The following is a 21,964-nucleotide window of genomic DNA, read 5'->3' on the forward strand; positions in this document are numbered from 1 at the left end:
ACTTGAAACACGTTCTTCGCCAAATCCAAACCAATCGTGCTAATCTTTGTCATGGACGGTCCCCTTGTCTGGTCGAATCACAACAACCAGTCTGGCACACCGATGCCGTCGGGGGCCGTCCACCCCATCTTTGCGAGGAGCAAAGCGACGAAGCAATCCAGACTGTTGCCGCGGCAACATTCTGGATTGCTTCGCTTCGCTCGCAATGACGGCAGACACAGATCATCACGGCTCTAGTGCGCCGCAAGCGGCGGCACCTCGGCCTCGGTCAGGATCTTTGCCGACCGCCGCGCGCCGAATTCCAGCACCGCGGAAACGAGCGCATCGATATCGGCGATGTCGGTGCGGTGATTGACGATGGCCGCCCGTATCGCGAGCTTTCCGTCCAGCGTCGTGCTCGATGGCGCCGCGATCCCCGATTCCTGAACGTCGGCGACGATCTCGCCATTAATCCCGTCGGAATCCTCGGCGCGATAACGGAAGCAGACGATGTTCAGTGCGACAGGCGCAGCCAACTCCAGTTGCGGCTCGGCCAGCACGCGCGCTTCCAGGTATTTGGCAAGCGCGCAGGTTCTGGCCATTGCCGCGCCCAGCCTCTCCGTGCCGTAGGTCTTGAGCGTGAACCAGGTCTTGAGCGCCCTGAAACCGCGTGACAGATCGGGCCCGTAATCGCAGGGCCAAGGCGAACCCGCCGCGAGTCCCCGCGTCTCCCGACGCAGATACGCAGCCGGCGCGGCGAAAGCCTGCCGATGCTTCTCGCCGTCGCGGACCATGAGAAAGCCCGCGTCATAGGGCACCTGTCCCCATTTGTGGAAATCGAGCCCGATTGAATCGGCGTTTTCGATTCCGGCAAGGCGCGGCGCAATGGCCGGCGCGAGTATTCCGAGCGCACCGAACGCCCCGTCGACGTGGAACCAGAGCTTTTCCTCGCGGCACAAAGCGCTCAGGGCGGCAAGGTCGTCGATCGCACCGATATCCACCGTGCCGGCGGAGCCGACGACGAGGAAGGGCTTGAGGCCGCTCTCGCGGTCGATCGCGATCTGCCTGCGCAGGGCAGCGACGTCGATACGGTGGTCGCCGTCGACAGCGATCTGGCGCAGGCCGTCGCTGCCGAAGCCCGCAATATCCATTGCCTTGCTGATGCAGCCATGAGCCGCCTTCGACGTGTAGGCGGTCAGAAGCGCGCCTTCATTGCCGATGCCGTGCTGCCGCGCCATCGTTCCGAGCGCGGACGTTCGCGCGACCAGTACCGCCAACAGGTTGGCCATCGAGGTGCCGGTCACGAAGATGCCGCTTGCTCCTTCCGGGAAGCCGAACAACTCGCGCATCCAGGCGACGATCTGCCGCTCGACCGCGATCGGCATGTGGTCGCGACCGCCGAGATTGGCGTTGAGCGAGGCCGCGAGCATCTCGGCGAGCATGCCCACAGCGCTGCCGCCGCCGTGCACCCAGCCCATGAAGCCGGGGTGGACATTGCCGGTCGCAAACGGGACCACGTTGTCAGTGAACTCGCGATAGACGTCGGCGAGCGCGGATCCCTCGCGCGGCAGGCCGCTCCTGAACTTCGCGCGCACCTCGTCCGGTATCGGTTGCCAGACCGGCCGCTCGCGAATGTTCGCGATGTAGTCGATGGCATCGTCGAGCATGCGATGCGCCTGAGCGCGAAACTCGCTCCAATCCTGCGGATCGAGAGTTTCGCACGGCTCCGGCTTGACCTGCGCCTGGCGAAGGATCTCGTTCATGCCGCGCGCTCGCGGTCCGGCGCTGCGCGATCGCCTTTGGCGTAGCGATGCAGCATAGCCGCAAACGCGGCGAAGATCTTGCGCATCTGCGGCTGCTTGTAGGGAAAGACGTCCGGCGAATCCATGTTGTGTACGACCGCGGTGTTGTCGGCTTCGAAGATCAACAGCTCGCCCTGCTTGTTTTCGGCGCAGTCGATCGTGAAATAGTCGAGGCCGATGCGGTCGATCATCGCCGCAAGGGCGTTGCGATGCCGCTCGCCGAAAGCGGTGTCGAAATCGCGCATGAACGCCGCCTCCTCGTCCCGCTTGCTCTGGCTGAACGCCATGTTGGCGTTGAGATACCAGATGTCCCAGCGATCGGCGATCGCCATATGGCAGGCAAAGGGCCGGCCGTCGACGACGGCGATGCGATATTTGCGATAGAGACCGTCCGCGCTTGAATAGTCGACGAAGCGTGCGATGAAGAATTCCTGCTCCTGCCGCCCGGAAAGATAGCCCGCGAGCGCGGCGCGATCGTCCAGCTTGGCAAGTCCGACGCCGGCGTGCGAGCCGCGAGGCCGCGCGATGATCGGAAATCTTAGCTCGCTGGCGATATCGCCGCATTCCAGCGTTCCGCCCGCAAGGTCCGTCAGCCGCGATCGCGTGACGCTGAACGTCGTCGGGATATCGAGCCCCTCGATGCCGGCGAGCAGGCGATGCAGCTTGTCGCGATCGAGGTTGCCGATATCGCTCGGGCGATTGAGGAGCGGTCGCGGCCAGCGCGGAACGGCGCGCTCGATGACTTCGAGCGCCTCGCGGCATTCCTCGGAATCGGAAGCGACGACGATGGCGACGTCATGATCGGGCAGTTGCTCCGGCAGGCCGACGCCCTTCACGACGTAAAGCGTAAGCAGCTCGATATCGGCCCCCTCGAGCAGGAATTCGATCGGCGTGTTGCCACCCATGTCGATCGCCGCCGCGAGCGCCAGGACCCGTAAGGTTGGTTTTGCCGCCACGCAAGGCGAGCGATAAAGCTGGTGGAAAGCGAGAATCTCGTCCTGGATCGCAAGTCCGCCCTGCTTGTCGCCGAGAAGCTGCGTGATCAGGGACAGATCGAGCCCCTCGCCCGCTTCCGCGGTACCCGCGGCGATCTTGGCAAACAATTGGTCGCGCAGCGGCCGCAGGTCCGCACCATCGAACGCCCGGTGCGTCAGCGCGGCAAAGCCGATCCTGTCTGCATAACGTGGCACCGTCAGGGCGATCGGCTCGGCATTATTGGGCAGCATATTCACAGTCCAAACGCTCTTGAGCAGCGCGCCTGTGCCACCTTGGCGCCTGCGCGCGTTATCAGCGCATCGCCGCTGCAGCAGCACCTTCAGATCGAAGTTGGATCTCGCGAGTACCGCGTGCTGAAAGGCGATGATCAAGCCCACAAGGATGCTCGACAGCTGCCGATCGAAACGCGGGTTCGTGACCGGCAGATGAATGGGTTCGCTCATGAAGGCACCGCGCGCGGGATATCTCCCGCGCTCCTCACCAAAACGTAAAAAAGCGTGGTTAACGAAGTCCTAACGAGCATCATGCAAGGAACTTCACGAGCGTCAGCTGCGAGAGCATCGAGGTGGTCTGGTAGGACGCCTGCAGGGCGGTCTGCAGCGCCAGGATTTCAGCTGCGACCTGGTCGGGAGAGGCCAACTCGGTCTGGTCCACGAGGCTCTGGAGCGTAGCCTTGGCCTGCGATTGCCGGGCGGAGGCATCCTTCATCATGGACTGCGCCATCGCCAGATCCGTCTGGATGTCCTCGATGTTTTGCTGCCCGGAGTGCTCCAATAGTTGCAGCGTCACCCGGTAACTGAGCGCCGAAATCTGCCCACCCGAATTCGTACCTGTCGGCGAGGTCGAAAAGGCCGCGAACACGGCGACCGACTGCAGGGCCGAGCGGATGGCCGTCTCATTGGCCTGCGCTCCGTACTGAACCGTCAAGGCATCGTCGGCGCGCGCCGTCGCCGTCGAGCGCGCCGGGCCAGGTCCGGAATTTCCGGTGTACCACTTGACCGTGTTTGCAGAGCCGTTCACCAGCGTGGTCGCCGAACCCAGAGGCACGCCGCCGACGCGCAGCGGCGGCGTTGGCGCCGTCACGGTGGCGGGAAAGCCCAGTGCAGCGAGCGCCGCCGCATTCGAGCTCGTAACATTGAGGCTCGCCGCGTCGTCGGTGTGGATGGTAATGACGCCGCCGTGCACGGTCGACGGCGTTGACGTGCCTGTGATCGAATCGATCTTGCTCAGCAAGGTCTGGATGCTGTCCGTGACATTGAGCTGGTTGCCGGTCGCCCCCGCCGCGACGAAGGTGATTTGCGTGCCGTTGACGGTGATGGTGTCGCCGGGGGCGAAATCGGTCGCGATCGAATCGGTGGCGGCGGCACCCGACAGCAGCGTAGCTCCGGTGATCGGGGCCGGAACCGCCGCCTTGTTGTTCACGGCGGTGCCGGTGGCCGTGCCAGCGATGTTGAAGAAATTGTCGCTCGCTGCGACCGCGGAGGCCGCCACCAGCGAGGTATTGGCGAGCTTTTGAATCGCGCTGTTCAGTGCGTTATTGAGGTTGGTGGCCGTGATGGTCGAGTTGGCGCCGATGGCGAAGCTTCCCGACGGCAGCGGCGTGGCGCTCGACGCGGTGAGATCGATCTGTTCGGTCGATCCGTCAGGCAGCATGAACTGGAAGCTCACTTTCTCGCCGTCGTTCGGATTGGTCGCGCCGAGATCGACCGAGGCCGCAGCCGGCGATCCGCTCGGGCCGGTCACGGTTGATCCGCTCAGCGTCGAGGATATGGCCGCGAGCTTGAGCCCGAACGGCGATCCCGCAGCATCCTCGGCGATCTGCACCGAAGTGGGGACCGGCTGAGTCAGCACCAGGCGTCCCATGCCGGTGAGGCCGAGGTCGGCCTGCTGCCGTTCGGCGATCACCGTCTTCAAACCGGCCAGCGTCGTGGTGCCGTTCAGGATGTCGCTGACGGACGCGACCGACGGCGTATTCACGGCAGTGCCCGAAAACAAATAGCGGTTGCCGGACTGGGTGTTCAGAACGTCGAGCATGGACGTCAGTTGCGACAGCGCCGTTTGCTGTCCCATCGTCTGACCGTTACTATTGATGTTCTGCGCGGTGCTTGCGGCGGCGTTCTGAACGGTGTTGCGGCTGTTGACCAGCGACTGCAAGGCCGTATTTTCGATACCGATGTTGACATTCACGCTGGTGATCGTGTCGGTATAGGCGGAAATGTTCGACAGCTGCGCGCGCGCGGCGATCGCAAACCCTTCGTTGACGCCCATTCCGGCATAGGTCTGCGACAGCTTGCCGGTGGAAAGCTGCGCGGAGAGGTTGGTAAGTCTCTCGTTGATGTTGCGGACCGACAGCCCCAGGACGGACGATGCGTAATTGATACTGGCGATTGACATGGTTCAGCGCCTTACGTTTGACCCTAGACCTGAGCCTGGAGAAGCGTGTTCATCATGCTTTGCACCACCGACATGACGTGGGCATTGGCGGCATAGGCGTTCTGCAGCTGGATCAGGTTGGACATTTCGGTGTCGAGGTTCACGCTCGCGGTCGAATTGAACTTCTGCTGCAAGGTGCTGACCACGACACCCTGGCCCTGCTGCAATTGCGTGGCCTGCGTCGATGCGTTGCTTTGCAAGGTGAGGAACTGCTGCAGATAATTCGCGATCTTGCCGCTGAACGGCTGGCTGGTCGACCCTAACCCCGTCTCCGGGGAATAGGAGAACGTCGCACTCGTCAATTGCGAATACAGAAAGTCCGAGCGCGTGGTATCGCCCAGGGGCGTCACCGGCGATGTGTTGTAGACGGACAAGCGGGTCGGATCGGCAACCAGAGCTGCGTTCACCTGGATGCGACCGGCGAGGCCCGTCATCTGGGAGCCCGTCGCCTTGATCGCGCCGGTATAGATCGAACCGCCGTCGGTGAAGACCGGCAGTTGCGGGTTGCCTGAAGTCAGCGAGGTGATCGTCTTCGTGACCGAGGCGGCGTTGACCGTTACCGAGCTCGTGCCGTCGTCGACCACGCGTAGCGTCGTACCCGCGGGATTGGAAAATTGCAGGTGGTTGGCGCCCAGCGCCGTATTCAGCTGCGCGACGATCGAGCCCATGCCGCCGGAAAAATCGATGCCGACCCGCAACGGATTGGCATTGGCGGCGTTCTGCAGCGGCAACGCGGCGGGATCGGTCACGTTGATGATGGTGATCTGGCGCTGGCTATTGGTGGCGGTGTCGGTGTAGGTCAGGTTGACCGTGTTGCCCGGCAATACGTTCGAGACGTCGAGGTCGAAGCCGGAGGGCGGCCCCGCGACGGCCGTGCCAGCGGTCGTCTTGTCCGACAGCGCGCTTGCAATCGTGGCGGCGAGCTGGTCGACCTGGGTCTGCGCCTGCACCAGGGTCTGGTCGCGCAGTTTGATGTCTGCGGCGATCCGGCCCGAGGAGATGACGTTATTGGCGATGACATCGAGGTTGGCGCCGTTCGGCAGCCTGATATTCAGCGTCCCGACACCGGATTTCATGGGATCGCTGTTGTACAGCGAAGTCGCATCCAGCGCGCCCGGCGAGGTGAAGGTAAACTGAGAGGCGAGATTGGCGCCGACCAGCTGGATGCCGGTGCTGGTGAAGATGTTCGCCTGGTTCGTGCTGTCGACGACGACGCGGACGTCGACGAGCTTCGACAAGGCGTCGATCGTGGCGTCGCGCTGATCCATCAGCGTTGCCGCGGACGGGTCGTTGGGAGCGAGGCCCAGCAGCTTGCTGTTGATCTGCGCGATCTGCGTCATCGCCGCGTTGGCCTGGGTGACCGAGACGCCAATGTCCTGCTCGGCATTGGAACGCAGCGTCTGAATGCCCTTGGTCGTCTCGTTGAGCTGCAGGGCCAGCGCCTGCGCGGCCGAGAGAGCCACGACCTGTTGCGATTGCGAGCCGGCGCTGGTCGAGAGTGCCTGCAGCGCGTTGGTGAAATTGTTGAGCGTGCTTTCGAGCGTGCCGCTCCCTCCGGGCGTGCCGTAGACGCTCTGCAGCTGGCTCAGGATATTGGCGATCTGGTCCGCATAGGCGCCGCCGCCCGTCTCGGTGCGCAGCTGGCCCTGAACGTAGAGATCGAGCTCGCGGCTGACGCCGGTCGTGATGACCGAGGCGCCGAAGCCGCCATTGACGACCTCGCTCTGATTTGCACTTTCCCGGACGTAACCCGGCGTTTGCGCGTTGGCTACGTTGGATGAGACGATCGAGAGCGCGGCCTGGTTGGCACGCAGGCCCGACATCGCACTGGCGAGGGCTGAACTCAAACCCATATCACTGCCCGCCTTCTATCTGGTTACGCCGGTCGCCCGTCAGCGCAACACGTTCAAGAGATCCTGGACCATGCTGTTGGCCGTGGTGATCACCTTCGTGTTGGCCGAATAGGCCTGCTGGGTAACGATCAACTTCGTGAACTCGTCGGCGATGTCCGTGTTCGACCCTTCCAGCGACGAGCCGCTGATGCTGCCGGAGGCGCCCGCGATCGCCGGGCCGGACTGGTCGGTGACCGCATAGGCGGCGCCGTCCAACGACTTCAGGTAGTTGGTGCCGTTGAAGTGCGAGAGCGTGACGGCCGCGAGCTTGATGTTCTGGCCGTTGGAGAACGTGCCGATCACCAGGCCGCTGTTGTCGACGGACACCGAACGAAGCTGGCCCGCCGAGTAGCCGTTCTGGGTGATGGTGTTGATGGTCGCCGCGCCGCTCGAGCTCGCATATTGCGTGAGCGCGCCGGATGACAGATTGAAGTTGATCGTGCCCAGCGACTGACCGCCGACGGTGACGTTGGTGAGTGTGATCCCGCCGCTCGGCGACGACAGCGATCCATCGCTGCCGAAGATGAAATTCGTGCCGGCATTGACCCAGGCGACCTGCGCGCCAGTGGCGTTGGGATTGGTCTGGTAGAACAGGTTCCAGACGTCCTGATGCCCGACGCCGAGCGAGGCGCTGTCCGTCTTGGCCCAGCGCAGCTGCATGTTCACCGGCGTGCCCGCGGAATTGTAGCAGGTCACCGCGCCGCCGCTGATGGATTCGCTGGTGAAGGTCGTGAGGTCGTTGGCGATCACCGTGCCGGTGCCGGCCGTGCCGCCACCGCCGCGGTTCCGGGTCACGGGACTGGTGAAGCCGAGTGCGGAAAACCCCGGCGCCGCGCTTGTGACGGAGAGATTCTGCACCGTGCCGGTATGCAGCGTGATGGCGCCGGTGGCCGCGTTGATCGTCGGGGCCACGCCGGTGATCCCGCCGATCGCCGATAGCAGGTCGCCAACGGTGTCATCTGCGCGGACGTGCGTTGCGTCCTGCAGACCGACGCCTGCTGCGGTAATGGTGATCGTGGTGCCGTCGACCACGATGGTGTCACCGGCCACGAAGTTCGTGGTCAGCGAGTCGCTCGGCACCCCTCCCGACAGGAGGGTCGCCGCCGTGATCGGAGCGGGCGTCGCCGCCTTGTTCGACACCGCGGTGCCGGTGATGGTGGCGTCGGTGTAGGGCGCGGGCGGCGTACCGATCGGGAGCGGGTTCGCCGCGAAATCGGACGGGTTGAGGCCGCCGGCTGCGGTGATCGTGCCGGGGGTTGCGGTCGAGGACGCCTGAGTGCTCGGCGTCGTCGGCAGGTTTGCGCCGTATTGAATCGCGCTGGTTGCCTGCGCAGGGATGAAGTTGTTCTGGAACTGCAGCACCTGCGGCACGTTGCCGAGCGGGTTGCCCGTCTTGGGGTCGACCGCAACACCCATCAGGTAGTAGCCGGCGCCGTTGACGAGGTTGCCGTTGGCATTGACCTGGAAGTCGCCGCGGCGGGTGTAATAGGTGACGCCGCTGAACACGGGGACGTTGTCGACGACACCCGTCGCCTTCTGCACCGAGAAAAAGCCGTCACCGGCGATCGCCATGTTGGTGGCGACGCTGGAGGCAGAGATGGTGCCCTGAGTGGTGATCGTGGCCTGCGCGAATGCCGTGACGCCACCGGCGACCTGCCGGCTCGGCACGGAGGAGTTCGGGATGAGATCCTCGAAGCTGGTCCCGATGCCCTTGTAGGACACGGTGGAGGCGTTGGCGATGTTGCCGGAAATATTCTGCAGCGCGTACGACTGCGCCTGCAGGCCGCCAACCGAGGTCTGAAGTGCGTCGAAGATACCCATAACTTTGTCTCCAAGTTCGATCTCGGCGGCCACCCGGCCGCAATCGCAGGGACTCTCGCAAGCGCCGTGCCAGCAGGGGAAATGCAGAAATTTCAAGGGATTGAATAAAAAGGCCCCGGCCTTGCGACCGGGGCACAATTGCCGGGTCCGGCAACATTTGCCGGGCCGATTGATCAAAGAGCTCAGGTTGCGGAGCCTGGCGCCGGTTGGAAGACCAGTGCCAAACCGTTCATGCAGTAACGCAGGCCGGTCGGCTTGGGGCCGTCGTCGAAGACATGGCCGAGATGGCCGCCGCAGCGGCGGCAATGCACTTCGATGCGCACCATGCCGAAAGTGCGGTCCTCGGTGGTGCCGACGGCATTTTCAAGCGGCTTAAAGAAGCTCGGCCAGCCGGTGCCGCTTTCGAATTTGGTATCCGACGAGAACAGCGGCAGGTCGCAGCCGGCGCAGGCGAAAATTCCCTTGCGGTGCTCCTTCAGGAGCGGGCTCGACCACGGACGCTCGGTGCCGTGATTGCGCAGGATTGCATGCTGCTGCGGCGTGAGCTGCGCGCGCCACTCGGCATCGGCCTTTTCGATCTCGAACTTTTCCTTGTCCTTGGCCTGCGCCGGCACGGCCCTGAGCCATCGAAACGCGGTCAAGCCGAACAGGCCGGCTACGGACGCAAGAAGGATGCGGCGGTCGAACATCTTGGCCTCCGTGGGAAGGAATCCGGTTCTCCATCCGGAAAACTACGGCACGCCGGCAGGAAAGTTACACCGCGGCTTGAAGACGCCACTCACTTTCCTGCGAGCGGCTCTAACCACCCTCGCCTTCGGGATATTCGGCCGGCGGCGGTTGCATCTGGCCGGGCGGACGGCGCCGCGGCGGACGCGCGGCGGCCGCCCGGTTGGCTTCGGCGAGGCGCGCCTCCCGCAAGTTCTCCTGAAGTCGCGCCCGCTCGCGATAGCGGGCGAGCGCACCGGCCGCGGCGGAACTCGCCCTGCCCCACATTCCGACCAGTTGCCCGGCGACCCGGCCGGTCGGCCCGCCGGCCCAGACCAGTTCGAACGGCGAAAACAGGCGCCAGCGATCGTCGCCGAACAGGATGCTGCGGGCGATCAGTTGCCCGGCCATAGCCGCCGTATTCATACCCTGGCGGCCGAACCCGCTGGCCACCCACAGGCCTTTGCGCAACTGCCCGATCTGGGGCATGCCGTGCACGGTCTGGCCGGTGGCGCCGCCCCAAGTCTCGCTGATTTCGACGGGCCCAAGCCTGGGAAACACCGCATTGATCCGGCGTCGGATCGCGCCGGCAAAGCGCTCGGGACGAGCAGCCCAGGTCGTCTCCGGGCTGGCCCACATCAGGCGATCGCCGTCGACGATGCGGAAATGATCAACGCTATCGGAATCCATCACCGAGCCCTTGAAGGTGATCGCGTCGGCAAGCCGGTCGCCGAGCGGCGCGGTTACGCCGGCGTAGCGCCATACCGGCAACAAGGTCTCCCACAGGCGTCGCTGCGGGGCGCCCAGGTGAACGTTGCCAGCGAGCACGATATGCGAAGCCCGCAGCCGTGCCGACGGCGTGACGATGCGCTTGCGAATGCCCGACGGATCGATGCTGACGACCGGCGTATCCTCGAAGATCCGCGCTCCCGCCCGCCGCGCCAGCGCGGCGAGGCCGTGGACGTATTTGCGGCCGTCGACCTGGAAGGCCTTCGGATAGTAGACCCCGTGAAAGTAATGATCGGTCTTGAGCTGCTCGCGCACCCGATCGATCTGCCAGCCCTCGACTTCGGTGTCGAAATCCTCGTTGAGCATCTGGAGCCGGCCGATCAGCCGCTCGCCGTCGTCGACGTTGGAGACCTCGAGCGCGCCGTCGGACGGCGCGATGCCCGGCATCAGCTCTTCCGTGGCGTTGGCGCGGACGAACTCGGCGCCTTCCTTCGACAGCATCCACAGTTCGCGTGCATCTTCGAACCCGACGCGTTCGACCAGGTCCTGCAGAGGGAGCGAATAGCCCGGCATCACGGTGCCGAGCTGATGGCCGGAGGCGCTCCAGCCGATATGCCTGCCTTCCAGCACCGCCACGCTCGCCCCCAGGCGCGCCGCCTCCAACGCCACCGTGAGCCCGGCCAGCCCGGCGCCGACCACGCAGATGTCGGCGTCGAGGTCAAAGGAAAGCCGCGCATGATCGCGCAGGCCGAAAGCCTCATCGGATGCGCTTGTGAAAGTCTCGCTCATGTCGTTTTCTTAAGGACCCATCAGGCGCTTGTCACCTTGTCCTAAACCTGCACCTGTAGATTAATTCGGCCGGAACGACCCCAAACGAATCGAGATTACGTCATGCGCCGTTTGATGCTGCTGCGTCACGCCAAGACCGAAAGCGACGCGCCGAGCGGCCGCGACCAGGACCGCCGCCTCGACGAGCGCGGCCGCAGGGATGCGGCCGAGATCGGCACCTGGATCGCCCACCATCCCCCCTTCCCCAATTGCGTGCTGGTTTCCCCGGCTGTCCGGGCGAAGGAGACCTGGGACCTGGCCTGGGAAGCCATGAAGGATCGCGTGGACGCGCCGCAGGTCGAGCTCATTCCGGAACTCTACGGCGCCGACCCGGCCGAGCTGATGGAAGCCATCCGCACTGCAACAATCCCGGGCGATCCGAAACGGCTCATGCTGGTCGGGCACAATCCGGGCATGCATGAACTCGCGCTAATGCTTATCGGCAGCGGCGACAAGGCTGCGCGCAAGGCGGTCGAAGACAACCTGCCGACGTCGGGACTTGCCATCTTCGACTTCAAGATCAAGGATTGGGGCGATGTGGCCTTTCGCCGCGGCCATCTCGAGTTGTTCGTCAGCCCAAAGTTGTTGCGGCAATCCTGAAATTCTCGCGGCGCGAAGACATCGTTTGATGTAGCCTGATCGGCAGTCAAGGGAGGCGGAGATGTTCAAATCCATTCTCGTGCCGATCGATCTGGCTGATACCGACCTCGCCAAACCCGCGATCGCGGCAGCGGCCACGCTGTCGAAGACCTGGGGCAGCAGGATACGCCTGCTCAACGTTCTGCCGATGACGCCGGTGATGCTGGCCGAATATGTGCCGGCGGATTTCGACGAGCAGCAGCGCCAGACCTCGGAAGAGGCGCTTGCCATCATCGCGACCGAATCAGGCATCGATTCGTCGCTCATCTCTGCCGTGGTGCGGCAGGGCGGAATTTATCACGAGATCCTCGAGGAAGCCGCCGCGATGAAGGCCGACCTGATCGTCATGACCTCGCACCGGCCGGCCATGCGGACCTATTTCCTCGGCTCCAACGCCGGCCACGTCGTGCGCTACGCCAAGTGTTCGGTGCTGGTGGTGCGACACTGAATCAAAGGTCATTCGTGAAGAAGTGGTGGCGCAAGTGGTCGTATGACATCCCGCTGGCGATCAGCGATGCGCTGTGGGAGGTCATGGTCGTGCAGTTCGCCGCGTTTCTCGAGCGCCTGACCATCCGCAAGGTTCTGGAGTTCATCGCCATCGCGATCCTGGTGATGGCCTTTGCCCAGACCTTCCCGATCGATCTCGCGATCCTGTTTGCCGGCGATGCGCTGAGTTATCTCGAGATCGTCGTCGCCATCCGGCTCGCCGCCGGGCGGGAGGCCTTCCGGGACATAGTGCGAGTTGCCGTGCGCCTCGCCAGTTTCGCCTTCCAGATGGCGCAAGGCGGCATCGAGCAATCGCACATGCGGCTCAAACGGTGGCGTGCGCAGCGGAGCGCCACCCGCGCGGCAAGGCCGCGCCGCAGCCGACCGAAGCGCACCGAGGACGACGGGGGATTCGGCACGGCGTGGGGCGCATTCGTGGCTGCGTGAACTCCGGGATCCGCTTTCACGGACCTGGCGATCTCACATTGCACTTTGCCCTCGCCTGTTCACGCGACGAACTTCGGCAGCACCGTCTCGGGCAGCTTATCGTAGCTATAGACGACCGGCCGGTTGCGCCGGATGAAGCCGCCGACCTGCCAGGCGAACAGCGCGGCGAATCCGATGACGAACAGCCCGCCGGCGAATTCGCCGGTCGCGACGGCGCGAGCGAGCAGTGCCGCCATCGACGCCGCCAGCACGATCAACACCGCAATCGCCGCGGCATAGGTTTTCGGTCCAAGGCCGGCGGTGAGCACGGCGCGGGCGCCGGCCTCCGCCATTCGCCGATGCAGTTCGACGATAAAGCTGCGATAGCCGTGATCCTGCGGCGCCTGCAGGGTGACGGTTTGCCACGTCGTCGACAGGACGGCGATCTGGCTTCCGGAGGTGTGGCGGATGTCGGCGCGGAAGCGTCGCGACTGCATCGACACCGGCCGAAACGAGAGGTTGACCGCCATGATCTCCGCATACGGCCACAGGCCGGAACGGCCGCCGATGCGCCACGACAAGCCTTGATCGGTCAGATCGAACTCGTGCGCGCCCCCGATCAGCGAGGCCCTGTAGGCGTAGGCGACGGCAGGTGCTGCCGGTGCTGCAATGGCGGTTTCGTCCTGCTCCATCTATTCGATCTTTCCCGGCGACAGTAGCGCGCTTGCGCAGGCGAGGTGCTTTACCTTACAAGCGGGCGATGGCCGAGACGACCCCCTTTCCGCGCCACCTCATCCTCGGCGGCGCGATGATTTCCGGACTGCTGCTGGCGCTCGCCGTGCACATGCTCGGGGCACGCTACGGCCTCGACCTCGGGGGCCTGTGGCGAACAGACAAGCGCAGCTTGATGCCCGCGGGCGCCGCGATCGCCTGGTGGCTGATCGCCACCGTCGGTTTTTGCGGCGGCTACTTCACCGTAAACCTGATGCGCAGCGCCGTGTCTGGAGAGATACCGCAGCGGATGCGCCAGTTCCTGATCGCGGTCGGCGTGCTGTTGCTGGCGGGCGCGGGACACGTGGCGTCCGCCCCCAGCGCCGGACCGACGATCTCGGGCGTGCTTGCCGGACTCGCGGCCCTGTGCCTCGGCGCCGTCATGGCGTTCTGCGGCGCCCACTTTGCGCTTCGCCGGGCCTGAGCGCCTTCGGCCTCGGACATCAGCGCCAATCCACCCGCCCGCAGCAAAAGCGCCGCGCGAGTGCGCGGCGCTTTTCGATCCGCCGATTGAGGAGGTCAGCTCGCGGCGCGAAGATTGACCTTGCTTTCCGCCATGCTCGTCAACTTCTGGTCTGTCGCCTTTTCCTCTTCCAGGGTCTTGGCAAGCAGGTTCGCGCAATCGTTGCGTCCGAGCTGCTTGGCCCAGGCGACCAGGGTACCGTAGCGCGAGATCTCGTAATGCTCGGCGGCCTGCGCCGCGCTGATCAGGGCGGCATCCAGCACCGCCTTGTCATCGACATCACCCGCCGTATCCTCGGCTTCCTCGATGATTCCGTCGATGGCCGGGCAGTCGACCGCCTTGATCTCGGCGCCGTGCATCTTGAAGACCTGCTGCAGCCGCTGGACCTGGTTCTTGGTCTCTTCGAGGTGCGTCAAAAAGCTCTGCTTGAGCTGCGGGTCGGTGGCCTTGTCCGCCATTCTCGGCAGTGCCTTCGTGAGCTGCTGCTCGGCGTAATAGATGTCCTGCAGCTGATGCAGGAACAGGTCGTTCATCGTCTTGATGTCTCTGGTAAAGAGTCCCATCGCTTGGATCCTGTGTTGCCGGAACAAGGTCTCGCTTTGGCCCTTTTCCGGGCCTTTGGCGGACCATGTTCGAATTGCTGATGCTGCGCTAACAGCCTTCGCCCGAGGTTGTTCCTGAAAGCCGTGAAAAGCCGCGTTCCTGGAACATCCGGCGCTGCACGTGAGTTCGAATGCCAAATGCCGCAGCGGCTCGAATCCTTAACGGCGGCCGTATATGTACGGCATATGACAAAACTGCCGGTCGAAAGCAGAACCTGTCGTTGTCAAGGGCTGCACAAACGGCTGTTTTTGCCGTAATGAACCGTACGCTACTTGCGATCGCGAAACCGTCGTTGCCGACCGGTGTCGACAGACCTCTTTTTTCTAGCCGCCCCTGCCGGGAGGATGAATGCACGGACTGCTGACCGCGGTGCAACGCGGTTTCAAGAAATGGATCGGCTGGAGACGGCTCGGGGTCGCTGCAAGCATCCTCATCATTGCTTTTGCGATCACGACTCTGATCCGCACCCTCAAGGGTGTCGACACCAGCGTGATCCTGACGGCGTTGGCCGACATCCCGCACGGCCAGATCGGGCTGGCGGCGCTGTGCGTCTTTTGCGCGTTCTGCACCCTCACGTTTTATGACTTCTTTGCGCTGCGCACGATTGGAAAGAAGCACGTCCCCTATCGCATCGCGGCGCTCTCGAGCTTCACCAGCTACTCGATCGGCCACAATATCGGCGCCACCGTCTTCACCGGCGGCGCGATCCGGTTCCGCATCTATTCCGACTACGGCTTGAACGCGATCGACGTCGCGAAAATCTGCTTTCTGTCCGGTCTCACGTTCTGGCTCGGCAACATCTTCGTGCTGAGCATCGGCATGGCCTGGCACCCCGCGGCGGCATCCGCCATGGACCAGTTGCCCGACGCGATCAACCGGCTGATCGCGTTCGGCGGTCTCGCGGGTATCTTGGCCTACCTAGCCTGGCTCTCCATGGGCGAGAAACGCCGAGAGCTCGGCCAGAAGGGGTGGAAGGTGGTCCTGCCGTCGGCGCCCATGACGTTGGTGCAGATCCTGATCGGCGTCATCGACCTCGGGTTCTGTGCCATGGCCATGTACCTGCTCATGCCGGCCCAGCCGCCGATCGATTTCCTGTCGCTCGCGGTGGTCTTCATTCTTGCCACCCTGCTCGGATTTGCGAGCCATGCTCCCGGCAGTATCGGGGTATTCGATGCGGCAATGCTGGTAGCGCTGCCGGAGTTCGGGCGGGAGCAACTGCTGGCCACCCTTCTGGTATTCCGCATTCTATATTTCATCATCCCGTTCGGCCTCGCGATCTCCATCATGGGCACGCGCGAGCTCTGGATGAATGTCGTGGTACCCTGGCAGGAACGGCGCCGGCTCGCCGAGGCCTGCGCCGCCGCCAACCTGCCGGACCGGGTGATGCCGCTCGAGCGGGCAGCCAAGCGGGTCAAATCGCGCTAAGAGGAAGGCCGGAAGCCGAGGCAGGCCATCCTCTTATTTCTGCCTCAACATTGACGTTGAACGCGGCATGATCCGACTTGACCTTCGCATGGCGATCGCGGGCGCGCTAATCGCGGCGCCTCTTGCTCTACTGCCGTCCGGGCCTGCGGCAGCGCAAGGCGCCGGCGACGGCTCGATACAGATCACCTGGGAAGTCCGCAACCGTTTCCGGCTGTTTCGCGAGGAGCGCGACTTCCAGCTTCAGCTCGACGCCGCCCGCGCCCGCAGCGTTCTCGCCTCGGAGCAGGCGCTCGGTCTGCAGAGCGAAGGCCGTGGCTGGGCCCGCAACACCGTCAATCGCCTGTGCATCGATCTCCAGGGCCGCGTCAACGAGCCCTGCACCCGTGACAGCATCAAGGAAAGCTACCTGACGCCGATCGACCATCCGATCACCGTGCGCCTTCATGGTGCGGTTCCGGTCCGCGCCATCTGCGCATGGTCGTTCGACGACGGCGGCGACGGACCGCAGCAGTCGACCTTCGATTGCGCCGAGCCCGTCAACCTGCGGGTGCGCTACGGCAGGCAGACGGTCGCCACCGTCGACGTCTCCAGCGGCTCCGAGCCGACGCAGCGCATCTCGACCGAAATTCGGGTCCGCGACATTTTCATCGCCGGGCTGGGTGACAGCATCGCCTCCGGCGAAGGCAATCCGGACCGGGCGATCGCGCTCTCCGACGAAGGCTTCTGCTTCCGCTCCTATCTCGGCACTTCACAATACTACCGGCCGAGCCGCGCCGGTTTCAAAGGCGGACGCGCCTGCGAGGCGCCGGATACGCTGCAGAACTGGCAGCGCTACAGCGCGCTCTGGTTCAACGCCGCCTGCCACCGCTCGCTGTACAGCTACCAGACCCGCACCGCACTGGCGCTCGCGATCCGCTATCCGCACATCGCGGTGACCTATCTTCCCCTCGCCTGCACCGGCGCGAGCATCTCCAGCGGATTGTTGGGTTCGCAGCGCGCGCGGGAATGCCCGCCGGGAAAATCCTTTGCGAACTGCCAGGGCACCGTGAACGCGCAACTCGGCGAGCTGCGCGAGGCGCTCGCCGCCGCGAGACGCCGGCAACCCGACCGCACGCTCGATCTCGTGCTGTTGTCCGTCGGCGCCAACGACGTCTACTTTTCCGGACTGGTCGCCGACGTCATCGTCGACACGGGAACCGAGCGCGCGCTGTTTCGGCGCACGGGCGTGATGGCCAGCGTCGATGATTCACGCGACGCGCTGAGGCGCGAGCTGCCGCAAAGCTTCGCCAGGTTGCGGGAAGCATTGAAGCCGCTGGTCGGCGGCGATCTTTCGCACGTGGTCTATGTCTCCTATGCAAATCCCACGCTCGCCGACGGTGGCGTGCCCTGCCGGGGCGGGCGCGCCGGCTTCGACATCCATCCCTCCTTCAATGCCGATCCGCAGCGGCTCGCCATCGTCTCGACCTATGTGGAGACCGAATTCCTGCCGCAACTGAAGGGGCTCGCCACCTGCACGCGCGGCGCCCTCTGCCAGGACCCCGGCACTGAGGCGATGACCTTTATCGATACTCACCAGGCGGCCTTCGCCGACCATGGCTTCTGCGCCCGCGCCGGCAACGATCCCGAGTTCGACCGCACCTGCTTCTCCGAGCGCGGCGACAGCTTCGACCCGAATATCGTCACCGCCGCGAACCAGCCGATGCGGTGCGGCCTCAGCGCCTCCGACTATCGCGCCTATCTGCCCCGCGCGCGCTGGATCCGCGACGCCAACGACAGCTATTTCGCGGCCATGACCTATCCACAGGGCCTGCCCGCCGCGAGCCAGCCCGCCGACATTCACGACGCGACCTGGGGCGTATTGTCGGCGGTCTATGGCGGTGCCGTGCACCCGACGGCCGAGGGCCATGCCGCGATGGCCGATGCCGCGTTGCCGGCCGCCGTCGCGGTGCTCGGTCTCGACAACGTCCGCGGCGACGTCCAGCGCGGACAACTGGCGCCGGCCGGCTCCACCCAGCAATAGGTTGTCATTGCGAGCGAAGCGAAGATTCCAGATCTCAAACCGCAGCGACAGTGGTGCTTCGTCGCTTTGCTTCGCGCAATGACGATCATCAAGCGCCTGATCGACGTCTCGCCCTAGGCATCCGCGCCTGCACGCTGAGCCCAGCGCGCGCAGAAGGCCTCGATGTCGGACGACTGGAAATCCGGCAAGCGCGACATGATGGTCTCGATCGGCCAATCCCACCATGCGATCTGTCTCAGCTGCTCGGCAATGCTGCGCGGGAACCGCTCGCGGATGTGGCGGGCGGGCACGCCGCCAACGATGCTGTAAGGCGCGACATCCTTTGTGACCACGGCACCTCCGGCCAGCACCGCCCCGTCGCCCACCGCGACACCGGGCAGCACGAGGACACCGTGACCAATCCAGACATCGTTGCCGATGACCACGCGGTCGGCGCGGCGCTTCGCAAAAAACGCGTGATCGCGCTCAACGCCCTCGGAGTAATATTCCGGGCAATAGGTGAAACGGTGCATCGATGGACGCTCGACCGGATGGTTCGGCGCGCCGATGCGAACCTGGGCGGCGATCGCACAGAACTTGCCGATGCTCGCATCTGCGACGCTGCAGCCGTGCCCCAGATAGGAAAAATCGCCGAGCTCGCTGTATTCGACATAGGTGTCGCCGAGGAGTTCGCAGCACTTGCCGATCCTGGCTTCGCGCAGCTTGACCGCCGGATCGATGACGGTTTCGGCGATCTTCGGGCGCGGGCGGGCGATGTCGTTCATCGTGAGATTTCCTGGTCAGTCCAACGGAACAAGGCGATGCTGCTACCATCCACTATTGACGTGGAGGTGACATCCTCAAAGACTGGCATCGAGATCGACCGTCGGCCACCGTCCGTGCCCGGCGCGCCAGTGAACTGCCTGGAGGAAGCGATGACAGCGGTATTCAAGAACTTCATCGGCGGCGAATGGGTTGACGGCACCGGCGTCACCCGCAACATCAATCCCTCCAACACCAACGATGTCGTCGGTGAATACGCCAAAGCCGACAAGGCGCAGACGGAGAAGGCCATCGCCGCCGCCAAGGCCGCCTTCCCGGCCTGGTCGCGTTCGACGCCGCAGGAACGCTATGACGCGCTGAACAGGATCTCGGCCGAGATCCTGTCGCGCAAGGAAGAGCTCGGCCGCTTGCTCGCCCGCGAGGAAGGCAAGACCCTGCCCGAAGGCATTGGCGAGGTCGCCCGTGCCGGCCAGATCTTTGCGTTCTTTGCCGGTGAGGCGCTGCGCCTGTCCGGAGAAAAAGGCCCGTCGGTCCGCCCCAACCTCGAGGTCGAGATCTCGCGCGAGGGCGTCGGCGTCGTCGGCCTCATCACGCCGTGGAATTTCCCGATCGCCATTCCCGCCTGGAAGATCGCGCCCGCGCTCTGCTACGGCAACACGGTGGTGTTCAAGCCGGCCGAGCTCGTGCCCGGCTCGGGGCATGCGCTGGCCGAGATCGTCGCCCGCTCCGGAATTCCGGCCGGCGTGTTCAACCTCGCGGTCGGCTCCGGCTCCGTGGTCGGTCAGACGCTGATCGAACATCCCGACGTCGCTGCGATCTCCTTCACCGGATCGGTCGCCACGGGACGCAAGATCGCCCAGGCCTGCGTGGCCTCGAGCAACATGAAGAAATTCCAGCTCGAGATGGGCGGCAAGAACCCGCTGGTCGTGCTCGACGACGCCGATCTCAAGGTAGCGGTCGAGTGCGCCGTCAACGGCGCCTATTTCTCCACCGGCCAGCGCTGCACCGCCTCTTCCCGCCTCATCGTGACCGAAGGCATCCACGACCGCTTTGTCGACGCGCTGACCGAGCGGATGAAGGGTCTTTTGGTCGACGACGCGCTGAAGTCCGGCGTGCATGTCGGCCCGGTGGTCGACCAGAGCCAGCTCGACCAGGATCTGCGGTACTTGAAGATCGGCAAGGACGAAGGCGCAACGCTTCACTGGGGCGGCGAGCTGCTCAATCGCGAGACTCCCGGCTTCTATCTTCAGCCGGCCCTCTTCACCAACACGACCAACTCCATGCGCATCGCGCGCGAGGAAATCTTCGGGCCGGTCGCCTGCGTCATCCGGGCGAAGAATTATGAAGAGGCGCTGGGAATAGCCAACGACACCGATTTCGGCCTCGCCTCCAGCGTCTGCACCACCAGTCTGAAATACGCCTCGCACTTCAAGCGCAACAGCGAATCCGGGATGGTCATGGTCAACCTGCCGACTGCCGGCGTCGACTATCACGTGCCCTTCGGCGGGCGCAAAGGCTCGAGCTACGGCGCCCGCGAACAGGGCTCCTACGCACGCGAGTTCTACACCACGGTGAAGACCGCCTACACCAACCCCGGCTAGAACGAGATCACGTTGATCTGAAGCCACACATAGAGATCCTCGTTCCTCGGCCTGCTGAAGAACGGCGAGCCCCTCTGCCTGACGGGCAAATCGCATCAAAAACCCGTCAAGCCCTTTCCGCAAAAATATTCTGCTTTTCAGAATTTCGGATTTGACGTATACGACCTCTCGTCCCGCCCGACACGAGGGGCGTACGCGTCGTCACGAAACGTGGGCTGGGATGCGGTGGACGCGGCAGCGTCGGCGCGAAACGGCGATCGCAGGGCAAGCCTCCGGGCATGTGAACGAGTTGCCGGCGCGCAGGACGAACGGCGCTGGTAACGTCTTTGCTGGAGCTTGATGGGGCCTTGTGGCTCCGAAGCTTCAGCGGAGGCGGATGCGTACGGCAAAACCGTGTGGTCCTGGCTGCCGTTGCTGCAGTCAAGCTTCGCGGAGGCGGCTCAAGCCCAACCGGGCGTGAGGCGTCGTCAATCTGCGGGGCGACGGTGACAAACAGGAATTCGTCGCCGGGGAGAGCACGGCATAAGCCGTAAAGCCACTGCGCAGGGAAGGCCGGGTGTCGTCGGCTGTACCTGTATGCTCGTGTGCAGCTTCTTTTGCGCAATTGCACACGAGACCGCGGGTGCAGCGGGCACCCGGTCTTCCCTGCGCCCTCTGTTTTCGAAAGAGGGCGAGGAGATCACGCAAACCTCGGGCGCAACGCGCCGCGAGAAGGCGAAGTCGTGTCTGTCGTTTCGATGGGGCGTTGCCTTTGATTCGTCATTGCAAGCGAAGCGAAGCAATCCAGACAGCCTCCGTGGTGACGGTCTGGATTGCTTCGAAGCTTACGCTCCTCGCAAAGACGAGGTGGATGCACATGCGCGCCACATCCTCCTTCGTCACGCCGAAGCTTGACTGCGCGCGCGCAAAACTTGCGCCGTCACCGCACCGCTGCGGTGCCCTTCTTCGCCGGAGCCGGCTTCGCGGCAGCGGCCTGGGCGGGGAGGTACTTGGCGATGATGCCGGGATCGACCTGCGCGAGGTTGCTGTCCGGCAGGCGGTACCAGGTCTCGTCCTTGCCGAACAAGGCGATGCCGAGATAGCCGCGCATGGTCAGCGTCTGGCCGTCGGGACTGACGCTCATCTTGGCGCGGTAGATGTTGCCGTCGCGCGGATTTAGCACATTGCCGTCTTCATACTTCAATCCTTCACGCTTCATGTCGCGGACAAAGGAGATCCCGAGCAGCGGCGCGTTCTTGCGATCGTCGGTGCATTTCGAGCAGATTTCATTGGGGTTGTCGCCGGGACGTGGAAACGTCTTGGCGATGACGCCCTCGAAGACGCCGCTGTGGTCGACGAAAAGGAACCAGCCGACCGGCTTGCCGTCTTCGACCTTCTGCCAAAGCCCGGCCGCCGACGGTTCCTGGGTCTGGGCAGGCGATGCCATCGTCAGCAGGAGCGCAACGCCGGCCACAAGCGGCGATGTCGATCGAAGTCTGTGCAGAATGTTCCGCATCGTCCTCACCTGATTATCGCGACACCAATGGGTTCGAGGCCATAGCCCAAGACGCCAATAAGCCCAAGACTAAGGCTATTTCGCGAAT

At 64.2% G+C, this 21,964-nt stretch carries 19 protein-coding genes; 8 read left to right on the top strand and 11 right to left on the bottom strand.

What is annotated here, in order from left to right; genetic code table 11:
- A partial coding sequence (locus tag HY852_RS22875) for a hypothetical protein (RefSeq protein ID WP_291607168.1) occupies window positions 1-209 on the top strand: 209 nt, incomplete at its 5' end.
- Between the two features lie 24 nt (window positions 210-233).
- Here HY852_RS22875 and HY852_RS22880 read toward each other — a convergent pair.
- The 7 genes from HY852_RS22880 to HY852_RS22910 all read right to left on the bottom strand — a co-directional run bounded on the left by HY852_RS22880 (window position 234) and on the right by HY852_RS22910 (window position 11,146).
- Window positions 234-1,742, bottom strand: a complete 1,509-nt coding sequence (locus HY852_RS22880; protein ID WP_291607169.1) for an aspartate aminotransferase family protein — start codon at window positions 1,740-1,742, stop codon at window positions 234-236.
- Window positions 1,739-3,007, bottom strand: coding sequence for a hypothetical protein (locus HY852_RS22885; RefSeq protein ID WP_291607201.1), 1,269 nt, complete (start codon window positions 3,005-3,007; stop codon window positions 1,739-1,741). Before HY852_RS22885 ends, HY852_RS22880 begins: the two co-directional genes overlap by 4 nt.
- A gap of 292 nt (window positions 3,008-3,299) precedes the next feature.
- Window positions 3,300-5,171: a flagellar protein gene (locus tag HY852_RS22890; protein ID WP_291607170.1), complete on the bottom strand. Its 1,872-nt coding sequence runs from the start codon at window positions 5,169-5,171 to the stop codon at window positions 3,300-3,302.
- Window positions 5,172-5,194: 23 nt separating this feature from the next.
- On the bottom strand, window positions 5,195-7,063 hold the full coding sequence (gene flgK, locus HY852_RS22895; RefSeq protein ID WP_291607171.1) for a flagellar hook-associated protein FlgK: 1,869 nt from the start codon (window positions 7,061-7,063) through the stop codon (window positions 5,195-5,197).
- A gap of 39 nt (window positions 7,064-7,102) precedes the next feature.
- Window positions 7,103-8,923, bottom strand: coding sequence for a flagellar hook-basal body complex protein (locus HY852_RS22900; protein ID WP_291607172.1), 1,821 nt, complete (start codon window positions 8,921-8,923; stop codon window positions 7,103-7,105).
- 182 nt (window positions 8,924-9,105) lie between these two features.
- Window positions 9,106-9,612: a peptide-methionine (R)-S-oxide reductase MsrB gene (msrB, locus tag HY852_RS22905; RefSeq protein ID WP_291607173.1), complete on the bottom strand. Its 507-nt coding sequence runs from the start codon at window positions 9,610-9,612 to the stop codon at window positions 9,106-9,108.
- A gap of 109 nt (window positions 9,613-9,721) precedes the next feature.
- Window positions 9,722-11,146 (bottom strand): FAD-binding oxidoreductase, encoded by a 1,425-nt coding sequence (locus tag HY852_RS22910; RefSeq protein ID WP_291607174.1) that lies wholly within the window; start codon window positions 11,144-11,146, stop codon window positions 9,722-9,724.
- A gap of 102 nt (window positions 11,147-11,248) precedes the next feature.
- Between HY852_RS22910 and HY852_RS22915 the strand changes: the two genes are divergently transcribed.
- The 3 genes from HY852_RS22915 to HY852_RS22925 all read left to right on the top strand — a co-directional run bounded on the left by HY852_RS22915 (window position 11,249) and on the right by HY852_RS22925 (window position 12,757).
- On the top strand, window positions 11,249-11,785 hold the full coding sequence (locus HY852_RS22915; protein ID WP_291607175.1) for a histidine phosphatase family protein: 537 nt from the start codon (window positions 11,249-11,251) through the stop codon (window positions 11,783-11,785).
- Between the two features lie 61 nt (window positions 11,786-11,846).
- A complete protein-coding gene (locus tag HY852_RS22920) occupies window positions 11,847-12,272 on the top strand; it encodes a universal stress protein (RefSeq protein ID WP_291607176.1) in 426 nt (141 codons plus the stop codon).
- Between the two features lie 14 nt (window positions 12,273-12,286).
- Window positions 12,287-12,757: a hypothetical protein gene (locus HY852_RS22925; protein WP_291607177.1), complete on the top strand. Its 471-nt coding sequence runs from the start codon at window positions 12,287-12,289 to the stop codon at window positions 12,755-12,757.
- 59 nt (window positions 12,758-12,816) lie between these two features.
- On the opposite strand, the gene HY852_RS22930 is transcribed toward HY852_RS22925, so the two are convergent.
- Window positions 12,817-13,428 (bottom strand): hypothetical protein, encoded by a 612-nt coding sequence (locus HY852_RS22930; RefSeq protein WP_291607178.1) that lies wholly within the window; start codon window positions 13,426-13,428, stop codon window positions 12,817-12,819.
- 68 nt (window positions 13,429-13,496) lie between these two features.
- Between HY852_RS22930 and HY852_RS22935 the strand changes: the two genes are divergently transcribed.
- Window positions 13,497-13,931 carry a hypothetical protein gene (locus tag HY852_RS22935; protein ID WP_291607179.1) on the top strand — a complete coding sequence of 145 codons (435 nt, stop codon included), beginning with the start codon at window positions 13,497-13,499 and terminating at the stop codon, window positions 13,929-13,931.
- Window positions 13,932-14,026: 95 nt separating this feature from the next.
- On the opposite strand, the gene HY852_RS22940 is transcribed toward HY852_RS22935, so the two are convergent.
- Window positions 14,027-14,533: a ferritin-like domain-containing protein gene (locus HY852_RS22940; protein ID WP_291607180.1), complete on the bottom strand. Its 507-nt coding sequence runs from the start codon at window positions 14,531-14,533 to the stop codon at window positions 14,027-14,029.
- Between the two features lie 388 nt (window positions 14,534-14,921).
- Here HY852_RS22940 and HY852_RS22945 point away from each other — a divergent pair, with 388 nt between their 5' ends.
- Together HY852_RS22945 and HY852_RS22950 are read left to right on the top strand one after the other, a co-directional pair.
- On the top strand, window positions 14,922-15,998 hold the full coding sequence (locus HY852_RS22945) for a YbhN family protein (RefSeq protein WP_291607181.1): 1,077 nt from the start codon (window positions 14,922-14,924) through the stop codon (window positions 15,996-15,998).
- A gap of 67 nt (window positions 15,999-16,065) precedes the next feature.
- Window positions 16,066-18,018 carry a hypothetical protein gene (locus HY852_RS22950; protein WP_291607182.1) on the top strand — a complete coding sequence of 651 codons (1,953 nt, stop codon included), beginning with the start codon at window positions 16,066-16,068 and terminating at the stop codon, window positions 18,016-18,018.
- Window positions 18,019-18,131: 113 nt separating this feature from the next.
- Here the strand turns inward: HY852_RS22950 and HY852_RS22955 are convergent, their stop codons facing one another.
- The gene (locus HY852_RS22955; RefSeq protein ID WP_291607183.1) at window positions 18,132-18,782 is read right to left on the bottom strand and encodes an acetyltransferase; all 651 of its coding nucleotides are present in this window, start codon (window positions 18,780-18,782) and stop codon (window positions 18,132-18,134) included.
- Window positions 18,783-18,932: 150 nt separating this feature from the next.
- On the opposite strand from HY852_RS22955, the gene HY852_RS22960 reads away from it, so the two are divergent.
- Window positions 18,933-20,381, top strand: a complete 1,449-nt coding sequence (locus HY852_RS22960) for an aldehyde dehydrogenase family protein (RefSeq protein ID WP_291607184.1) — start codon at window positions 18,933-18,935, stop codon at window positions 20,379-20,381.
- Window positions 20,382-21,300: 919 nt separating this feature from the next.
- Here the strand turns inward: HY852_RS22960 and HY852_RS22965 are convergent.
- Window positions 21,301-21,807, bottom strand: a complete 507-nt coding sequence (locus tag HY852_RS22965; protein ID WP_291607202.1) for a DUF2147 domain-containing protein — start codon at window positions 21,805-21,807, stop codon at window positions 21,301-21,303.
- Window positions 21,808-21,964 lie beyond the last annotated feature (157 nt).

It is taken from the genome of Bradyrhizobium sp., from assembly GCF_016213215.1.
Lineage (GTDB): Bacteria > Pseudomonadota > Alphaproteobacteria > Rhizobiales > Xanthobacteraceae > Bradyrhizobium.

Coding starts and splice junctions, on each gene's coding strand:
- HY852_RS22930 (WP_291607178.1), bottom strand. CDS start 13,428: ATGGAGCAGGACGAAACCGCCATTGCAGCACCGGCAGCACCTGCCGTC.
- HY852_RS22900 (WP_291607172.1), bottom strand. CDS start 8,923: ATGGGTATCTTCGACGCACTTCAGACCTCGGTTGGCGGCCTGCAGGCG.
- HY852_RS22890 (WP_291607170.1), bottom strand. CDS start 5,171: ATGTCAATCGCCAGTATCAATTACGCATCGTCCGTCCTGGGGCTGTCG.
- HY852_RS22960 (WP_291607184.1), top strand. CDS start 18,933: ATGACAGCGGTATTCAAGAACTTCATCGGCGGCGAATGGGTTGACGGC.
- HY852_RS22915 (WP_291607175.1), top strand. CDS start 11,249: ATGCGCCGTTTGATGCTGCTGCGTCACGCCAAGACCGAAAGCGACGCG.
- HY852_RS22950 (WP_291607182.1), top strand. CDS start 16,066: ATGATCCGACTTGACCTTCGCATGGCGATCGCGGGCGCGCTAATCGCG.
- HY852_RS22920 (WP_291607176.1), top strand. CDS start 11,847: ATGTTCAAATCCATTCTCGTGCCGATCGATCTGGCTGATACCGACCTC.
- HY852_RS22955 (WP_291607183.1), bottom strand. CDS start 18,782: ATGAACGACATCGCCCGCCCGCGCCCGAAGATCGCCGAAACCGTCATC.
- HY852_RS22965 (WP_291607202.1), bottom strand. CDS start 21,807: ATGGCATCGCCTGCCCAGACCCAGGAACCGTCGGCGGCCGGGCTTTGG.
- HY852_RS22935 (WP_291607179.1), top strand. CDS start 13,497: ATGGCCGAGACGACCCCCTTTCCGCGCCACCTCATCCTCGGCGGCGCG.
- HY852_RS22940 (WP_291607180.1), bottom strand. CDS start 14,533: ATGGGACTCTTTACCAGAGACATCAAGACGATGAACGACCTGTTCCTG.
- HY852_RS22885 (WP_291607201.1), bottom strand. CDS start 3,007: ATGCTGCCCAATAATGCCGAGCCGATCGCCCTGACGGTGCCACGTTAT.
- HY852_RS22945 (WP_291607181.1), top strand. CDS start 14,922: ATGCACGGACTGCTGACCGCGGTGCAACGCGGTTTCAAGAAATGGATC.
- HY852_RS22880 (WP_291607169.1), bottom strand. CDS start 1,742: ATGAACGAGATCCTTCGCCAGGCGCAGGTCAAGCCGGAGCCGTGCGAA.
- flgK (WP_291607171.1), bottom strand. CDS start 7,063: ATGGGTTTGAGTTCAGCCCTCGCCAGTGCGATGTCGGGCCTGCGTGCC.
- HY852_RS22910 (WP_291607174.1), bottom strand. CDS start 11,146: ATGAGCGAGACTTTCACAAGCGCATCCGATGAGGCTTTCGGCCTGCGC.
- msrB (WP_291607173.1), bottom strand. CDS start 9,612: ATGTTCGACCGCCGCATCCTTCTTGCGTCCGTAGCCGGCCTGTTCGGC.